Origin of the sequence: Nocardia beijingensis NBRC 16342 (assembly GCF_001612785.1) — a bacterium.
Lineage (GTDB): Bacteria > Actinomycetota > Actinomycetes > Mycobacteriales > Mycobacteriaceae > Nocardia > Nocardia beijingensis.
The window spans coordinates 1-20,962 of sequence record NZ_BDBC01000071.1 but is presented as its reverse complement, the minus strand read 5'-3'; the positions used below and the strand labels follow the sequence as shown (position 1 = coordinate 20,962).

Genomic DNA, 20,962 nt, shown 5'->3' with positions numbered 1-20,962 from the left:
AAGGTGCCGGGTGGTGTCGGAGAGCGCAGTACAGGAGCCGATCTTCACGTCGGTCGACGATGTGATCGAACGGTTGGCGAGCACGGGCTACCTGGCGGACAAGGCCACCGCCACCTCGGTGTTCCTCGCCGATCGCCTGGGCAAGCCGTTGCTGATCGAAGGACCGGCGGGTGTCGGCAAGACCGAGCTGGCGCGCGCGGTCGCGCAGACCTCGGGCGCCGAGCTGGTGCGGTTGCAGTGCTACGAGGGCGTCGACGAGGCCCGCGCGCTGTACGAGTGGAACCACGCCAAGCAGATCCTGCGCATCCAGGCGTCCAGCGAGAACGACTGGGAGGAGACGAAGGCCGACGTCTTCACCGAGGAGTTCCTGCTGTCGCGTCCGCTGCTGACCGCGATCCGGCGTTCCGATCCCACGGTGCTGCTGATCGACGAGACCGACAAGGCGGACGTCGAGATCGAGGGCCTGCTACTCGAGGTGCTCAGCGACTTCGCGGTGACGGTGCCGGAGCTGGGCACGATCACCGCGAGCCGCAAACCGTTCGTCGTGCTCACCTCGAACGCCACCCGCGAGTTGTCCGAGGCGCTCAAGCGCCGCTGCCTGTACCTGCACCTGGATTTCCCGGACGAGGAGCTGGAGAGGCGCATCCTGGCCAGCCGGGTGCCCGAACTGTCGGCGGCGGTCGCGGCGCAGCTGGTGCGGATCGTGCACGTGCTGCGCGGCATGCAGTTGAAGAAACTGCCCTCGGTCGCGGAGTCGATCGACTGGGGTCGCACGCTGCTGGCGCTCGGCCTGCGCGATCTGGACGACACGACCGTCCGCGCCACGCTCGGTGTGGTCCTCAAACACCAGAGCGACCATCAGCGCGCGCTGGCCGAACTGAAGCTGGCCTGAGCCATGGCGACCGGGCCGGTCCCCGCCGATGTCGCGGCACTGAGCGCGCCGCACGGCATTCCGGGGCATCTGGTCGGCTTCGTCGAGGCTTTGCGGGCGCGCGGGATACCGGTCGGACCTTCGGAGACGGTGGACGCGGGCCGCGTGGTCACCGTTCTCGACCTGATGGACCGGGAGGTCCTGCGCGAGGGATTGGCGTGCGCGCTGCTGCGGCGCACCACCCACCGCGCGACCTTCGACGGGCTGTTCGACCTGTGGTTCCCCGTCGCCGTCGGGCAACGCGCCGCGAGCCAGGACGAGCTCGAGATCCCGCACACGCCCTCGGGGGACGTGGACATCCCGGCGCTGCGCGAACTGCTCGCGGAACTGCTGGCCCAGGAGTCGGCGACCCCGCAGCTGGAGGCGCTGGCCGCGCAGCTGGTCGAGCAGCTCGGCCAGTATCAATCCGCCCGCGGTCCGTCCTTCTCGTCGTATCAGGCGCTGAGAGAGGTGCAGCCGCAGACGTTGCTGGCGAAGATCCTCGCTGGCATGGCACTCGGGCCGGACGCGAGCGAGTTCGACGCCGAGATCGCCCGTCGCGCCGCCCGCCAGCGTATCGCCGGTTTCCGCGCGACCGTGGAGGCGGAGACCAGGCGGCGGGTGGCCGAGCGGATCGGCCGCGAGCGCGTGGCGAGCTACGGCGTCGCCCGGCAAGCCGAGGAGGTCGACTTCCTGCGCGCCTCCGAAGCCGAACTCGGCGAACTCAAGCGCAGTACCCAGCGGTTGGCCCGGATCCTGGCCGCGCGCCTGGCCGCGCGCCGCAGGCACGCCCGCCGCGGAGCCATCGACCTGCGCCGCACCCTGCGCGCGTCGATGTCGACGGGCGGCGTGCCCATCGACCTGGTGAACCGCAAGCCGCGGCCGGGCCGTCCCGAACTGGTGCTGCTGTGCGACGTCTCCGGCTCGGTCGCCGGTTTCAGCAACTTCACGTTGTTGCTGGTGAGCGCGCTGCGGGAACAGTTCTCCCGGGTGCGCATCTTCGCGTTCGTCGACCAGATCGACGAAGTGACCCGGTTCTTCGACCCGCACACCCAGCTGGACCGGGCGATGACCCGGATCTTCGGTGAGGCGAACGTCGTCGGCCTGGACGGGCATTCCGACTACGGCAACGCGCTGGCCGGGTTCGCCAGGGACTTCCCGGACGCCGTCACCAGCCGCAGCTCGCTGCTCATCCTCGGCGACGCACGCACGAACTACCGTGACCCCGAGCTGAACACCCTGCGGTCGCTGGTCGACGTGGCCAAACACGCGCACTGGCTGAACCCGGAACCGCGAAACCAGTGGGGGTCAGGCGATTCCGCGGCGGACAAATACCGCGACGTGATCGAGATGCACGAATGCCGTTCGGCCAAACAGCTCACCGCGGTGGTCTCGCGGCTGCTGCCGGTGTAGGAAGACGGCATGGACGATGCCGCGCTGCTGAGCTACTGCCTGGCCAAGCCGGGCGCCTGGCAGGACGAACCGTGGGAGGGCGACGTCGTCGCCAAGGTCGGCGACAAGATCTTCGCGTTTCTCGGCGCGACGTCGGTGGGGCTCAAATGCGGGCGGACGCGCGAGGAAGCCGACGAACTGGTCCGGGTGTACCCCGAGGACGTGTCGGCGTCGGCCTACATCGGGCGCTACGGCTGGAACGTCATCCGGTTCGGTGGCGCTGTCTCGGATAACGAACTGTACGAGCTGGTGGATATCTCCTACGAGGCGGTCGTGAGCAAGCTGCCGAAGAGCAAGCGCCCGACCGTTTGAAAAGGGTTCGTTAAGCGGATCTTTGGCGTGCGCCGACAAGATCGGCGGCCATGAGTTCCTCGTTCCGGGTCGACTCGCGCGCCCCGCTGATGACCCACCCTCCGTTGAGCCCGCGCGCTCGCGCCTGCGGCGAATTCCTCGGCTGGGTCACCCGACGCGTCGCATCCCGCGCCGTGGAGACGGAGTGAGCATGGACGCCGTCGGGATCGGCGCGGCACTGGCGCAGGTTTGCGCGCTGCCGCACGGCCGGACGCGGACCGAGCGACTGGAGACTCTGGCCGCGGCCGCGCGCACCGGATCGAATCGCGCCCTGGAAGCCCGGGTACTGCTGGAACTGGCGCAGTCGTACGCCTGGGCAGGCGAATCCGATCCGGCTCCCGTCGCCTACGGCAGGTTGCTCCGGATCTACGACGACCACCCTGCCGAGCTGGGCTCGATGACGCACTCGGTGCACTGGTACCTGAAGCAGGTGACCAGGGGCATGATCGACAATCCCGCCGTGCCGCTGGCCACGATCGATCGCTGGCTCGGCGAACTGGACAGCCGCTATCGGCAGCGCGGCTACAGCCCGCGCCCGGTGCTGGCGCTGCGCTCCGCGCTCGCCCGCGCGATCGGCGACAGCGCGGCCGCCGCGGCGTGGCTGGATCGGTCGATGGCCGCTCCGCGCGACAGCATGTCCGACTGCGACGCCTGCGAACGCGGCGAATGGGGCGTGACGAGCGTGGCGTGCGGCGACGACGAGGGCGGGCTCGCACAGTGGAAACCCGTGCTCGAGGGTGAGCGAACCTGTGCCGATGAGCCGCACCGCGTGCTGGCGCTGGCATTGCTTCCGCTGGTGCGCACCGGCCGCGTCGCGGCGGCGCGCGGCGCGCACCTGACCGGGTATCCGCTGGTCCGTCACAGTGCGGAGCTGCGCCCGTCGGTGGCGTTGCATCTGGAGTTCTGCGCGCTGACCGGCAACGAGGCGCGCGGGCTGGAAATCCTCACCGAGCACGCGAGCGCGCTGGCCGATTCCGGCGCCGACGCGGGTGCGCGCCTGGGGTTCGGCATTGGTGTGTGCGTGCTGCTGCGCAGGCTGGTGGCGCTGCGGCTGGGTGATCTCCCGCTGGCGGACGGGACGGTCGAATCGGTGCGCGCCCGGCTGGAGGTGGAGCTCGGCGCGCTGTGCGCCCGCTACGACGCCCGCAACGGAACCAGCGCGGTCACCCTGCGCGCCGCCGCCCGGCTCGCCGCCGAACCGCTACTGGATCGGTTGCCACTCGGGTTGCGCAGCACATTGCCGCGCGCGGCGAGTGTGCCGGACCGTGTCCCCGCGGCCGACGACTTCTCCGGTGACCGGGCCGCCGAGGTGCGCAGGCTGGCCGAACTCGGCGCCGCCCGGCTCGCCGATACGCCCGAGGAGGCCGAAGCGCACCTGCGGGAAGCGCTCGCGCTCGGTGCGCCTGTGCTGGCGGGGGAGGAGGCCGCCCGGGTGGGCGCGCAGCTGGTCATCGCCATCGCGAGCCAGCCGGACCGGGAACTGGATCTCGCCGACGCCGCGGTGCGCGCCGCGGCTCGCTGGGAGGGGCTGTCGGAACCGGACGTGCTGCATCACACCGTGGTCGCCGCACGCGCGTTCCATCGCGCCGGGCGGCACGGCGAGGCCGCGGCCCTGTTCGAACAGGCGCTGCTCAGCGATGCGATTCCGTATCCGTCCGGTGAACTGGCGGTGGTGCGCGCGCAGTTCGGTCGATCCCTGGAGGCACTCGACCGTCATCGCGAGGCCGCGCGGCAGTTCCTCACGGGCGCGCGACTGGTCGAGCACGACCCGGAGCGGACGAAGTTGCATGCCGAGCTGGCGTGGTCGGCCGCCACCGCGCTGGAGCATTGCGGGCAGGATGCCGATGCGGTGGCGGCCTACTGTCGCGCCGCTCGACTGTGGGCCGGGCTGGGCGAAGTGGCGGCGCGGGCGCGCTGCCTGCGGGCGGCCGCCTCGCTGCACGTGTCCGGCGAAACCGATCCCGAACCCGCGCCGACTTCGATGCGGACATTGATCGACGAGCCGGCGGACCATTCGGCCGAGGCGGCGGACGAACTCGCGCGCACCCGCGAGCGACTGACCAGGATGCGCGAGAGCGGCACCGAACCCACCGCATGAGGCGCGGGCGAAGTGCGGGCGGGCGTCCTCAGTTCGGAGCGCGCCCTCGCTTACCGGCCCCGCGCCGGCCGCACCCGACCCGTTAAGCTCGGCAGTCATGCACGAGAGAGGTCGGCGCGGCCGCAAGCTCGGGGTGATGGGCGGCACGTTCGACCCCATCCACCACGGGCATCTGGTCGCCGCCAGCGAGGTCGCGCACCGGTTCGATCTGGACGAAGTGATCTTCGTCCCTACCGGGCAGCCGTGGCAGAAATCGCACAAGCAGGTCAGCCCGGCCGAGGACCGGTATCTGATGACCGTCATCGCGACCGCGTCGAACCCCCGGTTCTCGGTGAGCCGCGCGGACATCGACCGCGGCAAGGTCACCTACACCGTGGACACCCTGCGGGAGATGCGATCGGCCCATCCCGGCGCCGAGCTGTACTTCATCACCGGTGCTGACGCGCTGGCCAGCATCCTGACATGGCAGGATTGGGCAGAACTGTTCGAACTGGCGAAGTTCGTCGGGGTGAGCCGTCCGGGGTACGAGCTGAACATCGATCATCTCGAGGAGCATCTGCGTGATCTCCCGCCGGATGCGGTGACCATGGTCGAGGTCCCCGCGCTGGCGATCTCGTCGAGCGAATGCCGTCGCCGCGCCGCCGAGAACCGGCCGGTGTGGTACCTCGTCCCCGACGGCGTAGTGCAGTACATATCGAAGCGGCACCTGTATGTGCCCGGAGCAGCGGAAGGTAGCTGAGCGTGAGCGAGCGCAGCGAAGGTGCGGGCATGAGCGAGCGAACGACCGACGAAGCCGTGCGTGCGGCCGCGCCGAGCGCCTGGGAGGTGCCGGCATGACCGCGTCGACCGAGTCGGTGGAGATCGCGCAGGTCGCCGCGCTGGCCGCCGACGAGAAGCTGGCGTCCGACGTGGTGGTGCTCGACGTCTCGGAGCAACTGGTGATCACCGACTGCTTCGTGATCGCGTCCGCGCCCAACGAGCGTCAGGTCAACGCCATCGTCGACAACGTGGAGGAGAAGCTCCGCGCCGCCGGGCACAAGCCGGTCCGGCGCGAGGGCACCCGCGAGGGCCGCTGGGCGCTGCTGGACTACGTCGACGTCGTCGTGCACATCCAGCACAACGACGAGCGCAATTTCTATGCGCTGGAACGTCTGTGGAAGGACTGTCCCGTGGTGCCGGTCGCGGGCATCGCCGGGCCGGATTCGCGCGCCGCGGCGACGGAGGACGAGGCGCGATCGTGAGCAGACATGCCGGCGTGCGCACCCTGATCCTGTTGCGCCACGGGCAGACCGAGTGGAACGCCACCGACCGCATGCAAGGCCAGATCGACACCGATCTCACCGAACTCGGTCGCAGACAGGCCAAAGAGGCCGCGCGCGAACTGGTTTCGCGCAACGCCATCGCGATCCACTCCTCGGATCTGCGCCGGGCCTTCGACACCGCGACGGCTCTGGCCGAACACACCGGGCTCACCGTCGTGCCCGACGTCAGATTGCGGGAGACCAATCTCGGCGACTGGGAGGGGCTGACCCACCTGGAGGTCGACGCCGACTATCCGGGCGCGCGCATGGCGTGGCGGCTGGACGCGCGCTACACCCCGCCCAACGGCGAGAGCAAACTCGAGGTCGGGGCGCGGTCGCTGCCGGTGGTGCAGGAGTTGCTGGCCGAACGGCAGGACTGGCCGGGCCGGACTATCATCCTGGTGGCGCACGGCGGGCTGATCGCCGCCCTCACGGCCGCGCTGCTCGACCTGCCGCCGCAGAACTGGCCGATCCTCGGAGGACTGGCCAACACCAGCTGGGTGCAGCTCAGCAGTCACGGCCCGAGCATCGAACAGCCCGGCTGGCGTCTGGATGTGTGGAACGCAGCGGCGAAGGTAGCACCGGATGTCCTCTGAAGAGCCGATCAGGTCGGTCCCGGACGAACTGTTCCGTAAGGTGTCGGCGAGGCCGGAACGGCAGTTGCCCGACGCGTTGTTCGGCGGTCCGCCACCGGCTTCCCGCGAACCCGAGGCCGCCCCCGCCGAGGCTTCCGGCGCGGCAGGCGAATCCGGCGGCGGGTCGGACTCCGGAGAGGATTCCGACGCGGAGGACGACGGTTCCGGCGATATCGTCACCGGGGTACCGCCCCAAGTGCACATCGGCGGCGATACCTCGCCGGTCGGCGCTACGAACGACGTATCGGTGGCGGATGGTTCCGTGGCAGCGGCCGAGGAAACCGTTGCTACAGGGGCGGATCGGTCTGCGGTAGCGCTGGTGGAATCGGTTGCTCCGGTGGCGGATGATTCTGTGGCAGAGCTGGGGGAATCGGTCGCGGCCGACGCGGTTTCCGCATCGCCGGCGCCGACCGACACCGTGATCGAGTCCGCCACGACGACCGGATCCGCTGTGACCGGGGAAGCGGGACTCGGTTCGGACGAGTCCGCTCCCGCTGTCGCGGACAAGCCTGTCGAATCGCGGGAAGCCACGCGTCCGGTGCTGCTGGTGATCGCCGACTCCCTGGCCTATTTCGGACCCAAGGGCGGGCTGCCCGCCGACCATCCACGCATCTGGCCCAATCTCGTCGGGGCCGAGCTGGATTGGGACGTCGAATTGGTCGCGCGGATCGGCTGGACCTGTCGCGACGCCTACTGGGCGCTGATCGGCGATCCCCGGGTATGGGCCGCGGTGCCGCGCGCGGGTGCGGTGGTCTTCGCCGTCGGCGGCATGGACACGCTGCCCTCGCCACTGCCCACCGCGCTGCGCGAACTGATCCGCTATGTGCGCCCGCCCGCTGCGCGCCGCGTCGTCCGCGCCGCCTACAACTGGCTGCAACCCAAGCTGTCGAAACTCGGCAGGCCCGTCGCGCTTCCGCCCAAGGTGAGCGTCGACTATCTGGAACAGTGCCGCACGGCGCTGGCGCAGCTGCGACCCGACCTGCCCGTCGTCGCGGTGCTGCCATCGGTGCATGACTGCGCGGCCTACGGTCGCGTGCACTCCGGTCGGCCACCGGCGGTCGAGGCGCTGCGCGCTTGGTCCGGCCGGACCTCGGTGCCGCTGGTCGACCTGGGTGAGGCGGTGCGCGACAACATCTTCTCCGGCGAGGCGAACCCGGACGGCATCCATTGGGGCTGGGACGGTCACACGGCGGTGGCCAACGCGATGGTCAAGACCCTGCAGGAGGTCCGGTAGTCCGTGGCAGTCGTGGTCGTCACCGATTCGTCCGCCAGCCTCCCTGCCGAACATCTCGACGAGCTGGATATCGCCGTCGTCCCGCTGCACGTCCTGGTCGGTGACCGCGCGATGCGGGAAGGCGTCGACCCGGTCGAGATCGACTATGCCTCCGACACCGTGACCACTTCGGCCGCCTCTCCTGGCGAGCTGCGGGAAGTGTACGAGCGGGCCTGGAAGCGTAGCGGCGGGGACGGCGTTGTCGCGGTGCACCTTTCGCGTCAGCTGTCGGGTACCTGGGAGGCCGGTCGGCAGGCCGTGCGCGACATGGACGCCGCCCACCGCGTCCGGCTGGTCGACTCGCTCGGGGCCGGGCTGGCCACCGGGTTGCCCGCGCTGGCCGCCGCGCGGCGAGCCAAGGCCGGGGCGCCGCTGGACGTGGTCTACGACGCGGCCGTGGCCGCCGCCGCGCGCGCCCGCACGTTCATCCTGGTCAATCGCACCGAACAATTGCGCCGCGGCGGCAGGTTGTCGTCGGCGGCGTCGTTCTTCGGCAGCGAGCTGGTCACCAAGCCGCTGCTGCACATCGTCGAGGGCCGGTTGGAACTGCGGGAGAAGGTCAGAACCCGGTCCAAGGCGTACGCGAAACTCGTCGCCGCCGCGGTCGACGCGGCCGGCGAGGACGGCGCCGCGGTGGCCGTGCAGCATCTGGGCGCCGAGGACGCGGCGCAGACCATCGCGGGTCAGTTACGCGAACTCGTTCCCGGCCTCGAAGAACTCGTCGTCGCCGAGTTCGGGCCCGCGCTGGCGGTGCACCTCGGGTTGGGGGCGCTCGGCGTGCTCGTCGTCCCCGGCGGATGTCACTGATCAGGCGCGGGTCAACGATCTCGGTGATCCGAATGCGGGTGTGGCGCCCGGTATACGGCTAGCGTCGGAGCATGGGTTCCGCGCAGCCACCGGTCCGTCCGCCGCTCATCGTCACCACGGTGGACTGGGACCATCCGGACGCGGTGACGTTGCGCGCGGAGATGGCCGCCGAGGTCGGGCCGCGATACGCGCATCTGGCCAGGCAGCTGCCCACGAACCCGAACGCGGTGGATCCCGGCACCGTGCACAGCACTTTCGTGGCCTATTCGGACGGCCCGGTCGGTCATGCCGCCCTGCGGTGGAACGGGGAGGACCTCGAGGTCAAGCGCATGTTCGTCCGTCCAGCGCACCGCGGTTCGGGCGCCGCAGCCCTGTTGCTCACCGCCGCCGAGGATGCCGCCCGCGCGGTCGGACGGCCCCGCCTGATCCTGCAAACCGGCCACCTGCAACCGGAGGCCGTCCGCTTCTACGAACGCAGCGGCTATCACCGAATCCCGATCTTCGCGCCGTACGAGGTACTGCCTTTGTCGAACTGCTTCGCCAAGGATCTGGGCTGAGGCGCGTCGCCGGATGGCTCGCCGCGACCTCGTCGTCGAGTGAAGCGCCGAAAGCTGCTGTGGGCATACTTTCGAGTGCGAGTTGTGCACAGGTCGGCGGTTGTCAACAGATTCGTCGAAAGCGCTGGTCGGACGGATCTTTCCGGCGCGGTCCCGCACTACCGTCGCGGCCATGTCACGACAGGACGAACGCGAGCGGGTGCGGCGGCGATTGGGTGAGCTGACCGCCCGGGTCGGCACGAGCATGACGGCCGGTGTGGGCGCCGGAGCGGCCGGGCCGGAAGCTGAGCACGGACCGTCCGGACGGGAGACGGCGCGGTCTCCGCGTGGCGTGCCCGTGGGAGCGACCGGACAGCGCGATAGGCCGAGCCGCGCGGCCCCCGTCCGGGCGACGGACGCCGTACGCGGCGAAAAAGCCTCGTCTGCAAGGAGAACCGGGTGGCAGACGAGCCGAACGCCGCCTGTCGTCCATCCCGGTCGCACCGCTGGCGAGGCGCAACTCGCACCCGATGTCGGAGCGGCGGTGGATGCCAGCGCAACCGAATCCGAGGATGACGAGCGCCGGTCGGCACCCGTTGGCGACGACTCCGATCCTGCTGTCCAAGCGAGTCATGCACCGCCCGAGAGTCGTTCGGGCACGGCGGCGAAATGGGATCTCGTGCGGCTGCCCGGTCACCCCGCGCCCGGCCCGGAGGCCGAAGACGATGTCGGCCGCGTCCGGTCGCCCGGGTGGCTGGAGGATTCGGCGCCCGGAGCGAATCGGCTGCACTGCCTCGTGCCGGAACGATTCCGGGGCGCCCGGCTCGATCCTGGACGTCGCGGGGTCCGCACGCTCGCGTTCGCGGGCATCGCCGCGATGGTCGTCGCCGGGGTGGTCGTGTTCCGCGAGCGCCCGGTCACGCACTCGGTGCCGCCGTTGCCGGTCGGGCAGAGCGTCACCTTGGCGACCACCAGTGCTGCCGCACCGACGAGTGCGGCCGCGGCGCCACCGGGTCGCATCGATCCAGGCCCGCCGACGACCGAGCTGGTCGTCAGTGTGGTCGGCTTGGTCCACCGCACCGGTTTGGTCCGGCTCCCCGAAGGCGCGCGTGTCGCCGACGCGCTCGCCGCCGCGGGCGGCCCGAGCGAAGGTGCCGACACCACCGGCTTGAATCTGGCGCAGCGGTTGTCGGATGGTGATCAAGTGCTGGTCGGGCCGGTGCTGCCGAATCCGGGCCCGCCGCAGCACGGCAGTGCCACGGTCGGCGCGGGCGGGCGTCCGTCCACCGGGTCCGCTGCCGCGCCGAGCCGTCCCTCGAGCCCGGCGGGCCGGATCGACCTCAACACGGCCTCCGAGGCCGAACTCGATGCTCTTCCGGGGGTCGGCCCGGTCACCGCGCGGGCCATCGTCAGCTGGCGTACGACCAACGGACGCTTCACCTCCGTCGAGCAGCTCGGCGAGGTCGACGGCATCGGCCCCGCTCGCCTGGCCCGCTTGCGTGATCTGGTGCGGGTATGAGTGCCGGCGCGTTGCTCGAACTGGTTCGACGGAAGCTGGGCGCCGATTCGCGACCGAAGGCCGGTACGGGCGCCGGGTCCGTAAGAGGTCGACGGGAGGGCGCGGCTCCGGAGGAACCCGGCGCTGCCGCGGCACTCGACGCTCGGCTGTTGCCCGCCGCCTTGTGCTGTTGGGGCGCGACCATTGTGGCGGTGACGGCGGGATGGCGGGCGGGGATCGCGCTGGCGGTCGCGTTGACGGCCATGGCCATCGGATTGTGGACGCTGCTGCTGTGGGCGATCGCGCACCGCGGCGAACGCAGGCGCGCGGTGGCGATGGTGGCGCTCGCGGCCGTGGTGCTCGGGGCGGGGTTCGCGGCCGCGGCGGCGTGGCGGGAACATCGCGTGGCGACGCATCCGCTGCGGGCGGTGACAGGGCAGTCCCTGCGCGTCGTGGTCGTTCCGACGAACGATCCGAAGCCGTTGCGCAGCAAAGTCTCCGGAGCAGATCGTCAGTGGGTGGTCCGGGCCGATCTGCGAGAGTACCGGCGCGGCGGGGGGACGGTGCGCGCCGGTGGCGCGGTGGTCATCCTGGCTTCGGGCCCGGAGTGGGGCGACTTGGTGCCGGGCGGGCCGGTCGAGTTCCGTGCCCGGGTGGAAATGCCGCGCCGATCCGACCTCACCGTCGTCACGCTGCATGCGCAGGGCGCGCCCACCGCCGCAGGGCCGCTGCCGTGGTGGCAGCGCGCCGCCGATTCGGTGCGCGCCGACTTCGCGGCATCGGCCACGCGGGCGCTGCCACCCGACGCCGCCGGACTGCTCCCCGCGCTCGTCGTCGGTGACACCTCGATGCTGCCGGACCAGGTGCGCGACGATTTCAAGGTCGCTGGGCTGCAACACCTGACCGTGGTCAGCGGCGCGAATTTCACCATCTTGCTGTCGGTCGTGCTGTTCGTCGTGCGCCTGCTGACGCTCGGGCCGCGCGGCGCGACGGCCGTCGCCGCCGCGGCGCTGCTCATGTTCGTCGTCGTCGCTCGGCCGGACCCGAGCGTGCTGCGCGCCGCTGCGATGGGTGCGATCACCCTGCTCGCCGTGCTCACCGGCCGTCGCAAGCAGGTGCTGCCCGCGCTGTGCGCCGCGATCATCGCGCTGCTGGCCCTGTGGCCGGGACTCGCCGTCGACGCGGGGTTCGCGCTGTCGGTCGTCGCGACGGGTGGTCTGATCCTGCTGGCGCCGAGCTGGGCCGACTGGTTGCACGCCAAAGGGTGGTGGCGGGTGCCCGCCGAGACGGTGGCCGTGTCCGCCGGGGCGTTCGTGGTCACGACGCCGATCATGATCGCGCTCACCGGGCAGCTCAGCCTGGTCGCCGTGCTCGCCAACGTGCTGGTCGCCCCGGTTATCGCACCGATCACCGTCGCGGGGGCCGGTGGTGCGGTGCTGTCGATCCTGTGGTCACCCCCGGCCGTCTGGGTGCTGCACTGCGCGGCGCCGCCACTGTGGTGGTTGCTGTGGGTGGCCCGCCACGCGGCCGCGCTGCCCGGCGCGTCCCTCGCGGTGCCGGGCGGAGCGGCGGGCGGACTGATCGCGGGCGCCATCGGGGTGGGCGTGATCGCGGCATTGCGTGTGCGCGCCGTACGGCGGATCGCCGCCGCGGTCGTGGTCGGAGTGGCGGTGGTCCTGGTCCCGGTGCGGCTCTGGCACCCGGGCTGGCCCCCGGCCGGCTGGGTCCTGGCGGCCTGCGATGTCGGCCAGGGTGACGGCCTGGCGCTGTCGGTCGGTCCCGGCGCCGCCGTTGTCATCGATGTCGGGCCGGACCCGCGTCCCATCCGCACCTGCCTGGATCGGTTGCGGGTCTCGCGCATCCCACTGCTGATCCTGACCCATCCGCACGCCGACCACATCGACGGACTCAGCGGCGCGCTGCACGACCGCACGGTCGACGCGATCGCCGTCGGCATCCACGAACTCGCGGGGCTCGCGCCGCCGGCTCCAGCCGGAGACGGCGCTCCCGGGTGTTCTCCTGTGCCGACAGCCGCCCCTGCCACGCAGCTGGAGGGCTTCGCCGGTGCCGCGAAAGGCCATGCGAGCGGCAACCCAGCTTTCTTGCCGGAGTGGCAAGGCGCGCAAAGTCGTTCGCCGGGAAGTGCCGATCATCCTGGCCGGATACCGCGACCTGCCCGAACCGGTTGTCGTCCCGGCGAACACGGGAGCGGGAGGCAGGCGCGTTCATCGGGCGACGCGCGTGCCCCTGACTCGGGTCTCACGCAGGTCGTGGCCATCGCCAGGAGCGCGGGAGTGCCGTTGCTGGAATTGTCGGCGGGGCACGTGCTGAACTTCGGGCCGATCGAACTCGAGGTGCTCGCGCCCGGCCGGAACAGTCCGCGACCGGTCCCCGGCGCCGAAACCGAGGACGCCAACAACCGGTCGGTGGTCGTCACCGCCCGCACGCCCGCGGGCCGGATTCTGCTCACCGGAGACATCGAAGCCGCAGCGCAGCGGGCCCTGACGCATGCCGGGATTCCCATCCAGGCGGAGATCCTCAAACTTCCGCACCACGGATCACGCACTACCACAAAGGAATTCCTCGACGCGGTGCGCCCGCGTCTGGCGCTGGTCAGCGTCGGCGCGGACAACACCTTCGGGCATCCGGCCCCCACCGTCCTCGCGGACCTGTCCGCCCTCGGCGCGACGGTGCTGCGAACCGACCAGGAAGGCGACATCGTGGTCTCGGGTGGCGACGGGCACCTGCGCATGACGAGTTCTCGATGACCGGCGAACACCCGGATGGCGGGCGTCACTCGGTGCCTACATGGCACCGCACCCGGACGCCGACCGGCCGGGAACCCTCTCACCGGCCACATTCGCGGCGTTCGGTCGGTGGCATTCGGTCCGGACGGCCGCACCCTCGCCAGCGACGACGAGAACGGCACGGTGTGATTACGGCCTGCCACCGGCGCGATGGCAGCATCCCCCGCCTGGGCCACTTCGACGGAGGCCCGCGCCCCCGCAGTACTCCGCGATGGCGCGTGCGTCGCCTGGCGCCGGGTGTGGCAGCGCAGGAACACCTTCGGTGGCCGAGTCGAGCAGCAGATGCTGGGACGGGTCGTGTGGCCGGACCTTTCGCCGGTTCGTCTCGCGTGCCGCGATCACCCGTGGCCGGGGTGAGGTGTCGGCCATGGATCGTAGGATCGGGCTGTGGACGAGCACGGCGAATGGAGCAAGGCGGCAGAGCCCGCGAGCACGACGCCCTCCGGCACCGTGGAGGCGCTGTCGTGAGCGAGCGGCCCGCGCCCGTGCATTTGGTGCTCGGAGAAGAAGAGTTGCTGATCGAGCGGGCGCTGGGCGTGCTCACCGCGCAGGTCAGGGCGTTGGCTCCGGACCCGGACGCGGTGCCGGTCGATCGTTTGCGCGCCGGGGACGCGAGCACGGCGGAACTGGCCGAACTACTGAGTCCGTCGTTGTTCGCCGAGGACCGGGTGATCATCCTGGAGTCGGCGGCCGAGGCGGGTAAAGACGCGGTCGCGGTGATCACCGAGGCGGCGCAGAGTCCGCCCGAGGGTGTGGTGCTCGCCGTCGTGCACTCCGGCGGCGGACGAGCCAAGGCACTCGCGCCCGCGCTGCAGAAAGCCGGGGCCGTCACCCACGACTGCGCCAAGCTGACCAAGGCCGCCGAGCGTGTCGAGTTCGTGCGTGGTGAGTTCCGCAACGCCGGAGTGCGGGTGTCCGGCGAGGTCGTCCAAGTGGTGCTGGAGGCGGTCGGCTCCGACCTGCGTGAGCTGGCGGCGGCGTGTGGGCAATTGGCCGCGGACACCGGAGGGAAGATCGATGTGGCGGCCGTGCGCCGCTACTACTCGGGCAAGGCCGAGGTCTCCGGCTTCGACGTGGCCGAGCTCGCGGTGGCGGGGGACCGTCCCGGCGCGATGGAGGCGCTGCGCTGGGCGAACGACCGCGGCGTGCCGCACGTCCTGCTCGCCGACGCGCTCGCCGACTCGGTGCACACCATCGCGCGCGTCGGTTCGGCCGGGCGTGGCGACCCGTTCAAGCTGGCCCAGCAGCTCGGCATGCCGCCGTGGAAGGTGAAGAAGGCGCAAGCGCAGGCCCGCAACTGGACGCCAGCGACCATCGGCTCCGCCCTTCAAGTCGTCGCGACCCTCAACGCCGACGTGAAAGGTGGCGCCGCCGACGCGGGCTACGCCTTGGAACACGCCCTCACCCAAATCCTCGACCTGCACGGCGCGGATTGAGCAAGGCCCGTTCCGCTCCACTCGGCCGAAGCGCACGGCGTGGTTCGAGCCGGGCTGGTAGGGATCATTCGGCCGGAGCGTAGAACATGTAGACGCTTGAGCCCGCACAGGCCGATGCGGCGGTGCATGTTTCGCCTCGCACCGCCGCAGAGCCAGCGTTGTTCAGCCGCGCCCTTCGATCTTCAGGTCGCCGAAGGTGACGCTCTGGGTCATCGGGCGGTTCAGGAACTCGTGCGGGAAGCCGAGATCCACGGCGCTGGCCTGTTCCAGCCTGGCGAGCTGGGCGGCGTCGAACTCCACGTCGAGCGCGCCGAGGTTGTCCTCCAACTGCGCCGCCGTGCGCGCGCCGATGATCGGCGAGGTGACTCCGGGCTCGCGCAGCGTCCAGGCGAGCGCTACCTGCGAGGGCGTCTTGCCGATCTCGGCCGCGACCTGCTTGACGACGTCGGCGATGGCGAGGCCGCGTTCGGTGAGCGAGCCGTTGGCGGCGGCCACGTTCTTACGGCTGCCTTCGGGGGAGCCGTCCGCCTGGTGGTCGAGGTCGGCGCGGCTGTACTTGCCGGTGAGCACCCCGCTGGCCAGCGGTGACCACGGGATCACGCCGAGGCCGAGTTCGCGCGCCATGGGGATGAGGTCGCGTTCGACGGTCCGCTCGATCAGGCTGTATTCGATCTGCAGCGCGATCAGCGGCGACCAGCCGCGCAGGTCCGCGATGGTCTGCATCCGCGCGATCTGCCAGGCGGGCGCGTCGGAGATGCCGACGTAGAGCACTTTGCCCGAGCGGACCAGATCGTCCATGCCGCGCAGGATCTCCTCGACGGGGGTCAGGAAATCCCAGGCGTGCAAGTAGAGCAGGTCGATGTAGTCGGTGTTCAGCCTGCGCAAGCTGGCCTCCACCGAACCGACCATGCTCTTGCGGTGATTGCCACCGGAATTCGGGTCGCCCTCGCGGCGCAGCATGGTGTATTTGGTCGCCAGCACCAGGCTTTCGCGGTTGTCCGCGGTGAATTCGCCGAGCAGTTGCTCGGAAGTGCCGTTGGTGTATTGGTTGGCCGTATCGATGAAGTTGCCACCTCGATCGACGTAGGTGTCGAAGATCTTGCGGGCCTCGTCCCGGTCCGCGCCCCAGCCCCAATCGGCGCCGAAGGTCATGGTTCCCAGGGACAGGGGCGACACCCGAAGGCCCGAGCGGCCGAGCAGCCGGTAGGTGTCGAGGGTGCGGGCTCCGGACATGTCCAGCTCCTTGTGTTTTCGTGATGCCTTGTTGCCGGAAGCCAGTCTTCAGCGTCGCGCGCGGGCCAGTAAGGGAAGCTTCATCCTGGGAAGGCCAGTCCTAGGCAGCCGTAGGATCGAGGGTGATGACTGGCACGGTGAACCCCACACAGCGCCGCGACCTCGGGTCCGGTGGCGGCAGCCCGCGTAACCACAGCGGACCGGGGAGCGGCGTGGATTCGACCGAGCCCCACGACCTCGGACCGGGAGCCCGGAAGCCGCGCAGCCGAGCGGGAGCCGGTAGCGGCGCGGATCGGGTGCAAGAGATGGGCGCCTTCCTGCGCGCCCGCCGGGAGCGGCTGACGCCGGACGACCTCGGCTTGCCGCAGCGCAGGCAGGCGCGCCGGACGCCGGGACTGCGGCGCGAAGAGGTGGCCGAACTGGCCGGCGTGAGCACCGACTACATCGTGCGGCTGGAGCAGGGGCGGGGCCTGCGGCCGTCGGTGGAGGTGCTGAACGCGCTGGCGCGGGCGCTGTGCCTGAACGACGACGAGCGCGCCTACCTGTTCGACCTGGCGCGACAACGGCAGCCCGACAGCGGCAAGCCGAGCACGGTGCCCGCGCCCGCGCTGGCCATGCTGGTGCGCGATCTGTCCCCGCTGCCCGCGATGCTGGTCAACCACCGCTACGACATCCTGGCCTGGAACCGGGAGATGGCGGCGTTGATCACGGACTTCGGCGCGCTGCCGGAGCGGCAGCGCAACTCCATGTGGCTGTGTCTGCTCGACCCCGGCATGCGGGATTTCTACGTCGAGCGGGAACGCGTCATCCGCGAGGGCATCGCCGATCTGCGCGCGGCATGGGCCGCGCACCCGGACGACCGGGCGCTGGCCGACCTGATCGCCGAGTTCACCGCCTACAGCGCGGAGTTCGAACAGGCCTGGGCCCGCCACGACGTGCGGGTGCAGGGACGGGGGAACAAGCCGCTGCGGCATCCGGTGGTGGGTCCGCTGGTCGTCAGCTACGAGGTACTCGTGCCTGTGCAGGATCCCGACCAGCGGATCGTCATCTACCGCGCCGCGGACGCGGACTCCCAGGCGGCGCTCGACCGGCTCTCCGCCGCTCTCGACGCGCCGTGACCGGGCGCTATTCCGTGGTGGAACTCAATACCAGTTCGCCGTCGTCGTCCGCGTCCTCGTAGCGGCCTTCCCACTCCTCGTAGGCGGGCACGTCCTCGTCCCTGGTGACGATCCACTCCAACGAGTAACCGCCGTCGTCGTCGGGAACGAGCACATTCTCGATCTTCAGTCCGAATCCGAGCACCTCGGCCGCGCGGATCACGTCCGGCAGATCCTCGGCGCGAACGACCGTCTGGTTGGCATACACGGTTACCATGCGCGGAATGGTAGCTGGAACCTCTGACACGGCGCGGGCCGAATGTCGAAACACCAGCTGGAACGGCTTCGGCGCCGCGGTTGCCGTCCGGGCACGACAAAAGCCGCCGTGGTCATCGAGGCCACGACGGCTGCGTCACACCATGAACGCGGTACCGGCGCGCGGTACCGGGTGAATCAGAGCTTGTTGTAGGCGAGCGCCAGGGCCGACTTCTTGTTGGCGGCCTGGTTGGCGTGGATGACGCCCTTCGAGGCGGCCTTGTCCAGCTTCCGGCTGGCGAACTGCAGGCGCGCGGCGGCGGCTTCCTTGTCACCGGCGGCCGCGGCCTCGCGGAAGCTGCGGATGGCGGTGCGCAGCGCGGACTTGACCGACTGGTTGCGCTTGCGCGCTTCCTCGTTGGTACGGATCCGCTTCAGCTGGGACTTGATGTTGGCCACGCCGGTTCCTCGTGTTCCTGTCTGGTAGGTCTGTCCTGGAAAAGTTCGTCGGGCGCGCGACATACCCGAGGACAACGGGTAACGCAGCGCCGAAGGTCGAGGGTACCAGTCAGCCTTCGGCTCGCGAAATCGACACCCGACCGGCCGGAGCGTCTCCGCGGGACGTCGGAGTCGGCGGGCGCATGACGCAACGCCGTGTCTCCGGACGCCGCCTACGTTCATGCGGTGTGCGGGCAGGGCACCCGGCAATCCGTCTGCTTTCTGTCATGCGTGACCGTTCCAGCAGGCCGGAGGCGCGAGGGAAAGTGCGGTGGGCCGTCGGATGGGAGAACAGCGGCCTGTCGAATGGGTGCGGTGCCGAGGCCGAAGCGGCATCGTCGACGGGCGCGGCTCGACCGTCCTCGCGGTCGTTGTAGAGATCACCCGACTCGCGTAGCGTCCTCCTAGCAACCGTTGCTTTCGTGCGGCTGGCTGTCGAAGCGGTACCACGACTCGTCCGAGTACATGTCTGGAACGCGGAAGGTGGACAGATGTCTCCAACGGCCCAGGAAGTAGTCGAAGAGGCTGTCGAGAACAAACCGGTGCCCGAGAGCAAGAAATGGGGCGCGGAGGCGCTCGGCACCTTCGTTCTGGTGATCGGCGGAGTCGGCACCGCGGTGCTGGCGGGGGAGAAGGTCGGTCCGCTCGGCATCGCGCTCGCCTTCGGCCTGTCGCTGATGTTCCTGGTGTACTCGATCGGGCCGATCTCGGGCTGCCACGTCAATCCGGCGGTGACCGTGGGACATCTGCTGCTCGGCCGGCTCAGCGGCGTGTCCGCGGCGGGGTATGTGATCTCCCAGCTGATCGGCGGCCTCCTGGCCGGTCTGGTGTTGTTCGCGCTGGCCAAGAACCTGCCGTCGTACGACCGGTCCGTCGACGGCCTCGGGGCGAACGGATGGGGCAAGCACAGTCCGTCGGCGATCCGCGGACCGTTGGGCGAGGTGGTGGTGCAGAACGGATTCGGCATCGCCGCCATGATCATCGTCGAGGTCATGCTCACGGCGCTGCTGGTCTTCGTGGTGCTGTCGTCCACCGACCAGCTCTCCGACGTGCCGCTGGCCGGGCTGTCCATCGGCGTGACGCTGGCGGTGATCCACCTGGTGTCCATTCCGGTGGACAACACCTCGGTCAACCCGGCCCGCAGCCTCGCCGTGGCGCCCTATCAGGGCGGCGCGATGGGGCAGGTGTGGGCGTTCATCGTGTTCCCGCTGATCGGCGGCGCGCTCGGCGCGCTGCTGTACGGCCTGCTGTTCGGCCGTTCCCGCGACATGATCTCGTGAACGAACGCGACGCCGCGGCGGTCAGCTCGCGGTGCGCTCCGGCGGTGCGGTGCACACCAGGGTGACCAGCGCCGGGATGGGGAACAGCAGCAGGAACAGATTCGGCACCCACCACAGCGGGCTGAAATCACCGCGCAGCGTCCAGAACGCGATGGCTTGCAACCCTGCCACGCTGGTCAGCGTCAGCGACACGGTCATCAGGGTGCGCCGACCGGGCGAGTGGCACAGAGCGGCCAAGCCGGTGGCGCTCGCGGCCAGGTCGAGCACGACGAACGAGTAGTTCCAGTCGCTGAGGATCGGGTCGGTGTAGTCCTTGTACGCCCATTCGGGCGGGATCACGTGGGCGAACGCGATGGCCCAGTAGAGCAGGAAACCGACGTCGGTGATCAGCATGGCGATCTTGGTCGGCCCGAGCACGCGCGACATCGGCGGTCAGTGCCAGGCGTATTCGGCGCAGAGCCGGTGGGCGACCAGGTCGAAGGTCTTGCGGGGCAGGATCGCGCCCTCGCGGCGGATGCCGGCCTCCGGCACGTCGAGCACCCGGTCGAGCCGCACCCAGCTGGGCCGGTTGTCGTGGTCCCATGGCCCGCTGCCGATGCCGATCCAGTTGCGGTCGTACGCGCGTTCCGGGTTCGACGACAGCATCAGGCCCAGCAGCGTGCGCCGGTCCCGGCCCACCACCAGCACCGGCCGGTCCTTGCCGTTGCTCGGGTCCTCTTCGAACGGCACCCAGGTCCAGACGATCTCCCCGGGATCGGCCCGGCCGTCCAGTTGCGGCGAGTAGACGATCTGCCGCGCCCGTTCCGCGGTCGGGACCGGCGTGGACGCGGCGGGCCGCACCGCGACACCGCCCGCGGTGCGCCGCTGGGCCAGCGACCCCACCAGCCGGTCGACCAGCCGGGGCCCCTGCTGCTTGACGATCTTGGGCCCCTGTTGCTTAGCGATGAGACCGATCTGCTTGCCGAGAGAGTTCCAACTTCGGGCCATCTCAGGAGGATAACGGCGCACCCGCCGCATATCACCCGCGTGGGATGCGCTGTGTCGCCGTGGCCATTCGTCCGCCAGCGAGCTATGGAAGCGGATGTGCCCGCCGATCCGGGACCGATCGGACATGTCCGGCTCCGTGCCCGTCGCCAAGGTGCGCCGAGGCCGAGCACGAGGATCGCAGCGGAGGACGGCGCGGCGCGCCCGACGGTGCTGGCGGTGACATCTTCGAGCGTGGCCTCAGCGCATTCTTCGCGCAACGCGCAGGCAGACAGTAATCGCTGACCATGAGCGTCGCGCAGGGCGCAGCAATCGCACCGCGACCGTCGCGGCTCACTCCATGCCTGATTGCCCGAAGCGTGTGCGACGTATCCAATGGGGTCATCCCCGGACGTGATCGGCTCAGCTGCGTCCGTGCCTTTCGCCCCGGTAGAGCAAGGATCCGCAGCTCGACCACACTCTTGACCCGCCAAGGGTGCGAGTCTTACCAGCACCGTTCGCGGCCCGGCTC

21 protein-coding genes are annotated in these 20,962 nt (G+C 70.4%); 16 read left to right on the top strand and 5 right to left on the bottom strand.

All coding sequences use genetic code 11. From position 1 onward, the window contains the following. Positions 1-10: 10 nt before the first annotated feature. The 14 genes from NB3_RS31535 to holA all read left to right on the top strand — a co-directional run bounded on the left by NB3_RS31535 (position 11) and on the right by holA (position 15,104). The gene (locus NB3_RS31535) at positions 11-892 is read left to right on the top strand and encodes an AAA family ATPase (RefSeq protein ID WP_157112116.1); all 882 of its coding nucleotides are present in this window, start codon (positions 11-13) and stop codon (positions 890-892) included. 3 nt (positions 893-895) lie between these two features. After that, positions 896-2,323, top strand: coding sequence for a vWA domain-containing protein (locus NB3_RS31530; RefSeq protein WP_067810500.1), 1,428 nt, complete (start codon positions 896-898; stop codon positions 2,321-2,323). Between the two features lie 9 nt (positions 2,324-2,332). Continuing rightward, positions 2,333-2,674 carry an MmcQ/YjbR family DNA-binding protein gene (locus NB3_RS31525; RefSeq protein WP_067810497.1) on the top strand — a complete coding sequence of 114 codons (342 nt, stop codon included), beginning with the start codon at positions 2,333-2,335 and terminating at the stop codon, positions 2,672-2,674. Between the two features lie 50 nt (positions 2,675-2,724). Next, positions 2,725-2,862 (top strand): hypothetical protein, encoded by a 138-nt coding sequence (locus NB3_RS35400; RefSeq protein ID WP_157112115.1) that lies wholly within the window; start codon positions 2,725-2,727, stop codon positions 2,860-2,862. A 2-nt stretch (positions 2,863-2,864) separates the two neighbouring features. After that, on the top strand, positions 2,865-4,811 hold the full coding sequence (locus NB3_RS31520; RefSeq protein ID WP_067810495.1) for a hypothetical protein: 1,947 nt from the start codon (positions 2,865-2,867) through the stop codon (positions 4,809-4,811). A gap of 97 nt (positions 4,812-4,908) precedes the next feature. After that, the gene (gene nadD / locus NB3_RS31515; RefSeq protein ID WP_084823829.1) at positions 4,909-5,550 is read left to right on the top strand and encodes a nicotinate-nucleotide adenylyltransferase; all 642 of its coding nucleotides are present in this window, start codon (positions 4,909-4,911) and stop codon (positions 5,548-5,550) included. A 94-nt stretch (positions 5,551-5,644) separates the two neighbouring features. After that, entirely contained in the window at positions 5,645-6,052 is a 408-nt protein-coding gene (rsfS, locus tag NB3_RS31510) for a ribosome silencing factor (protein WP_067810493.1), read from the top strand. Then, entirely contained in the window at positions 6,046-6,708 is a 663-nt protein-coding gene (locus NB3_RS31505; protein ID WP_067810516.1) for a histidine phosphatase family protein, read from the top strand. Before rsfS ends, NB3_RS31505 begins: the two co-directional genes overlap by 7 nt. 577 nt (positions 6,709-7,285) lie before the next feature. Further along, entirely contained in the window at positions 7,286-7,981 is a 696-nt protein-coding gene (gene octT, locus NB3_RS36720) for a diglucosylglycerate octanoyltransferase (protein ID WP_067810518.1), read from the top strand. A gap of 3 nt (positions 7,982-7,984) precedes the next feature. Next, positions 7,985-8,827 carry a DegV family protein gene (locus tag NB3_RS31495; protein ID WP_067810491.1) on the top strand — a complete coding sequence of 281 codons (843 nt, stop codon included), beginning with the start codon at positions 7,985-7,987 and terminating at the stop codon, positions 8,825-8,827. A gap of 71 nt (positions 8,828-8,898) precedes the next feature. Beyond that, a complete protein-coding gene (locus NB3_RS31490) occupies positions 8,899-9,384 on the top strand; it encodes a GNAT family N-acetyltransferase (protein WP_067810489.1) in 486 nt (161 codons plus the stop codon). A 523-nt stretch (positions 9,385-9,907) separates the two neighbouring features. Continuing rightward, on the top strand, positions 9,908-10,882 hold the full coding sequence (locus NB3_RS31485; RefSeq protein ID WP_244892161.1) for a ComEA family DNA-binding protein: 975 nt from the start codon (positions 9,908-9,910) through the stop codon (positions 10,880-10,882). 191 nt (positions 10,883-11,073) lie between these two features. Further along, positions 11,074-13,629, top strand: coding sequence for a ComEC/Rec2 family competence protein (locus NB3_RS31480; RefSeq protein WP_244892160.1), 2,556 nt, complete (start codon positions 11,074-11,076; stop codon positions 13,627-13,629). Between the two features lie 503 nt (positions 13,630-14,132). Continuing rightward, positions 14,133-15,104 carry a DNA polymerase III subunit delta gene (holA, locus tag NB3_RS31475; RefSeq protein WP_067810512.1) on the top strand — a complete coding sequence of 324 codons (972 nt, stop codon included), beginning with the start codon at positions 14,133-14,135 and terminating at the stop codon, positions 15,102-15,104. A gap of 162 nt (positions 15,105-15,266) precedes the next feature. Here holA and NB3_RS31470 read toward each other — a convergent pair whose 3' ends face one another. After that, the gene (locus NB3_RS31470; protein WP_067810485.1) at positions 15,267-16,337 is read right to left on the bottom strand and encodes an aldo/keto reductase; all 1,071 of its coding nucleotides are present in this window, start codon (positions 16,335-16,337) and stop codon (positions 15,267-15,269) included. 125 nt (positions 16,338-16,462) lie between these two features. On the opposite strand from NB3_RS31470, the gene NB3_RS31465 reads away from it, so the two are divergent. Continuing rightward, on the top strand, positions 16,463-17,455 hold the full coding sequence (locus tag NB3_RS31465; RefSeq protein ID WP_307696270.1) for a helix-turn-helix domain-containing protein: 993 nt from the start codon (positions 16,463-16,465) through the stop codon (positions 17,453-17,455). Positions 17,456-17,462: 7 nt separating this feature from the next. On the opposite strand, the gene NB3_RS31460 is transcribed toward NB3_RS31465, so the two are convergent. Then, positions 17,463-17,711, bottom strand: a complete 249-nt coding sequence (locus tag NB3_RS31460) for a hypothetical protein (protein WP_067810480.1) — start codon at positions 17,709-17,711, stop codon at positions 17,463-17,465. Positions 17,712-17,887: 176 nt separating this feature from the next. Beyond that, positions 17,888-18,148, bottom strand: coding sequence for a 30S ribosomal protein S20 (gene rpsT, locus NB3_RS31455; protein WP_067810479.1), 261 nt, complete (start codon positions 18,146-18,148; stop codon positions 17,888-17,890). 530 nt (positions 18,149-18,678) lie between these two features. Between rpsT and NB3_RS31450 the strand changes: the two genes are divergently transcribed. Beyond that, on the top strand, positions 18,679-19,467 hold the full coding sequence (locus tag NB3_RS31450) for an aquaporin (RefSeq protein ID WP_067810478.1): 789 nt from the start codon (positions 18,679-18,681) through the stop codon (positions 19,465-19,467). 21 nt (positions 19,468-19,488) lie between these two features. Here the strand turns inward: NB3_RS31450 and NB3_RS31445 are convergent, their stop codons facing one another. Together NB3_RS31445 and NB3_RS31440 are read right to left on the bottom strand one after the other, a co-directional pair. Then, entirely contained in the window at positions 19,489-19,893 is a 405-nt protein-coding gene (locus tag NB3_RS31445) for a DUF5360 family protein (RefSeq protein WP_084823827.1), read from the bottom strand. Positions 19,894-19,899: 6 nt separating this feature from the next. Next, positions 19,900-20,454: a type II toxin-antitoxin system PemK/MazF family toxin gene (locus NB3_RS31440; protein ID WP_067810477.1), complete on the bottom strand. Its 555-nt coding sequence runs from the start codon at positions 20,452-20,454 to the stop codon at positions 19,900-19,902. Between the last annotated feature and the right edge of the window lie 508 nt (positions 20,455-20,962).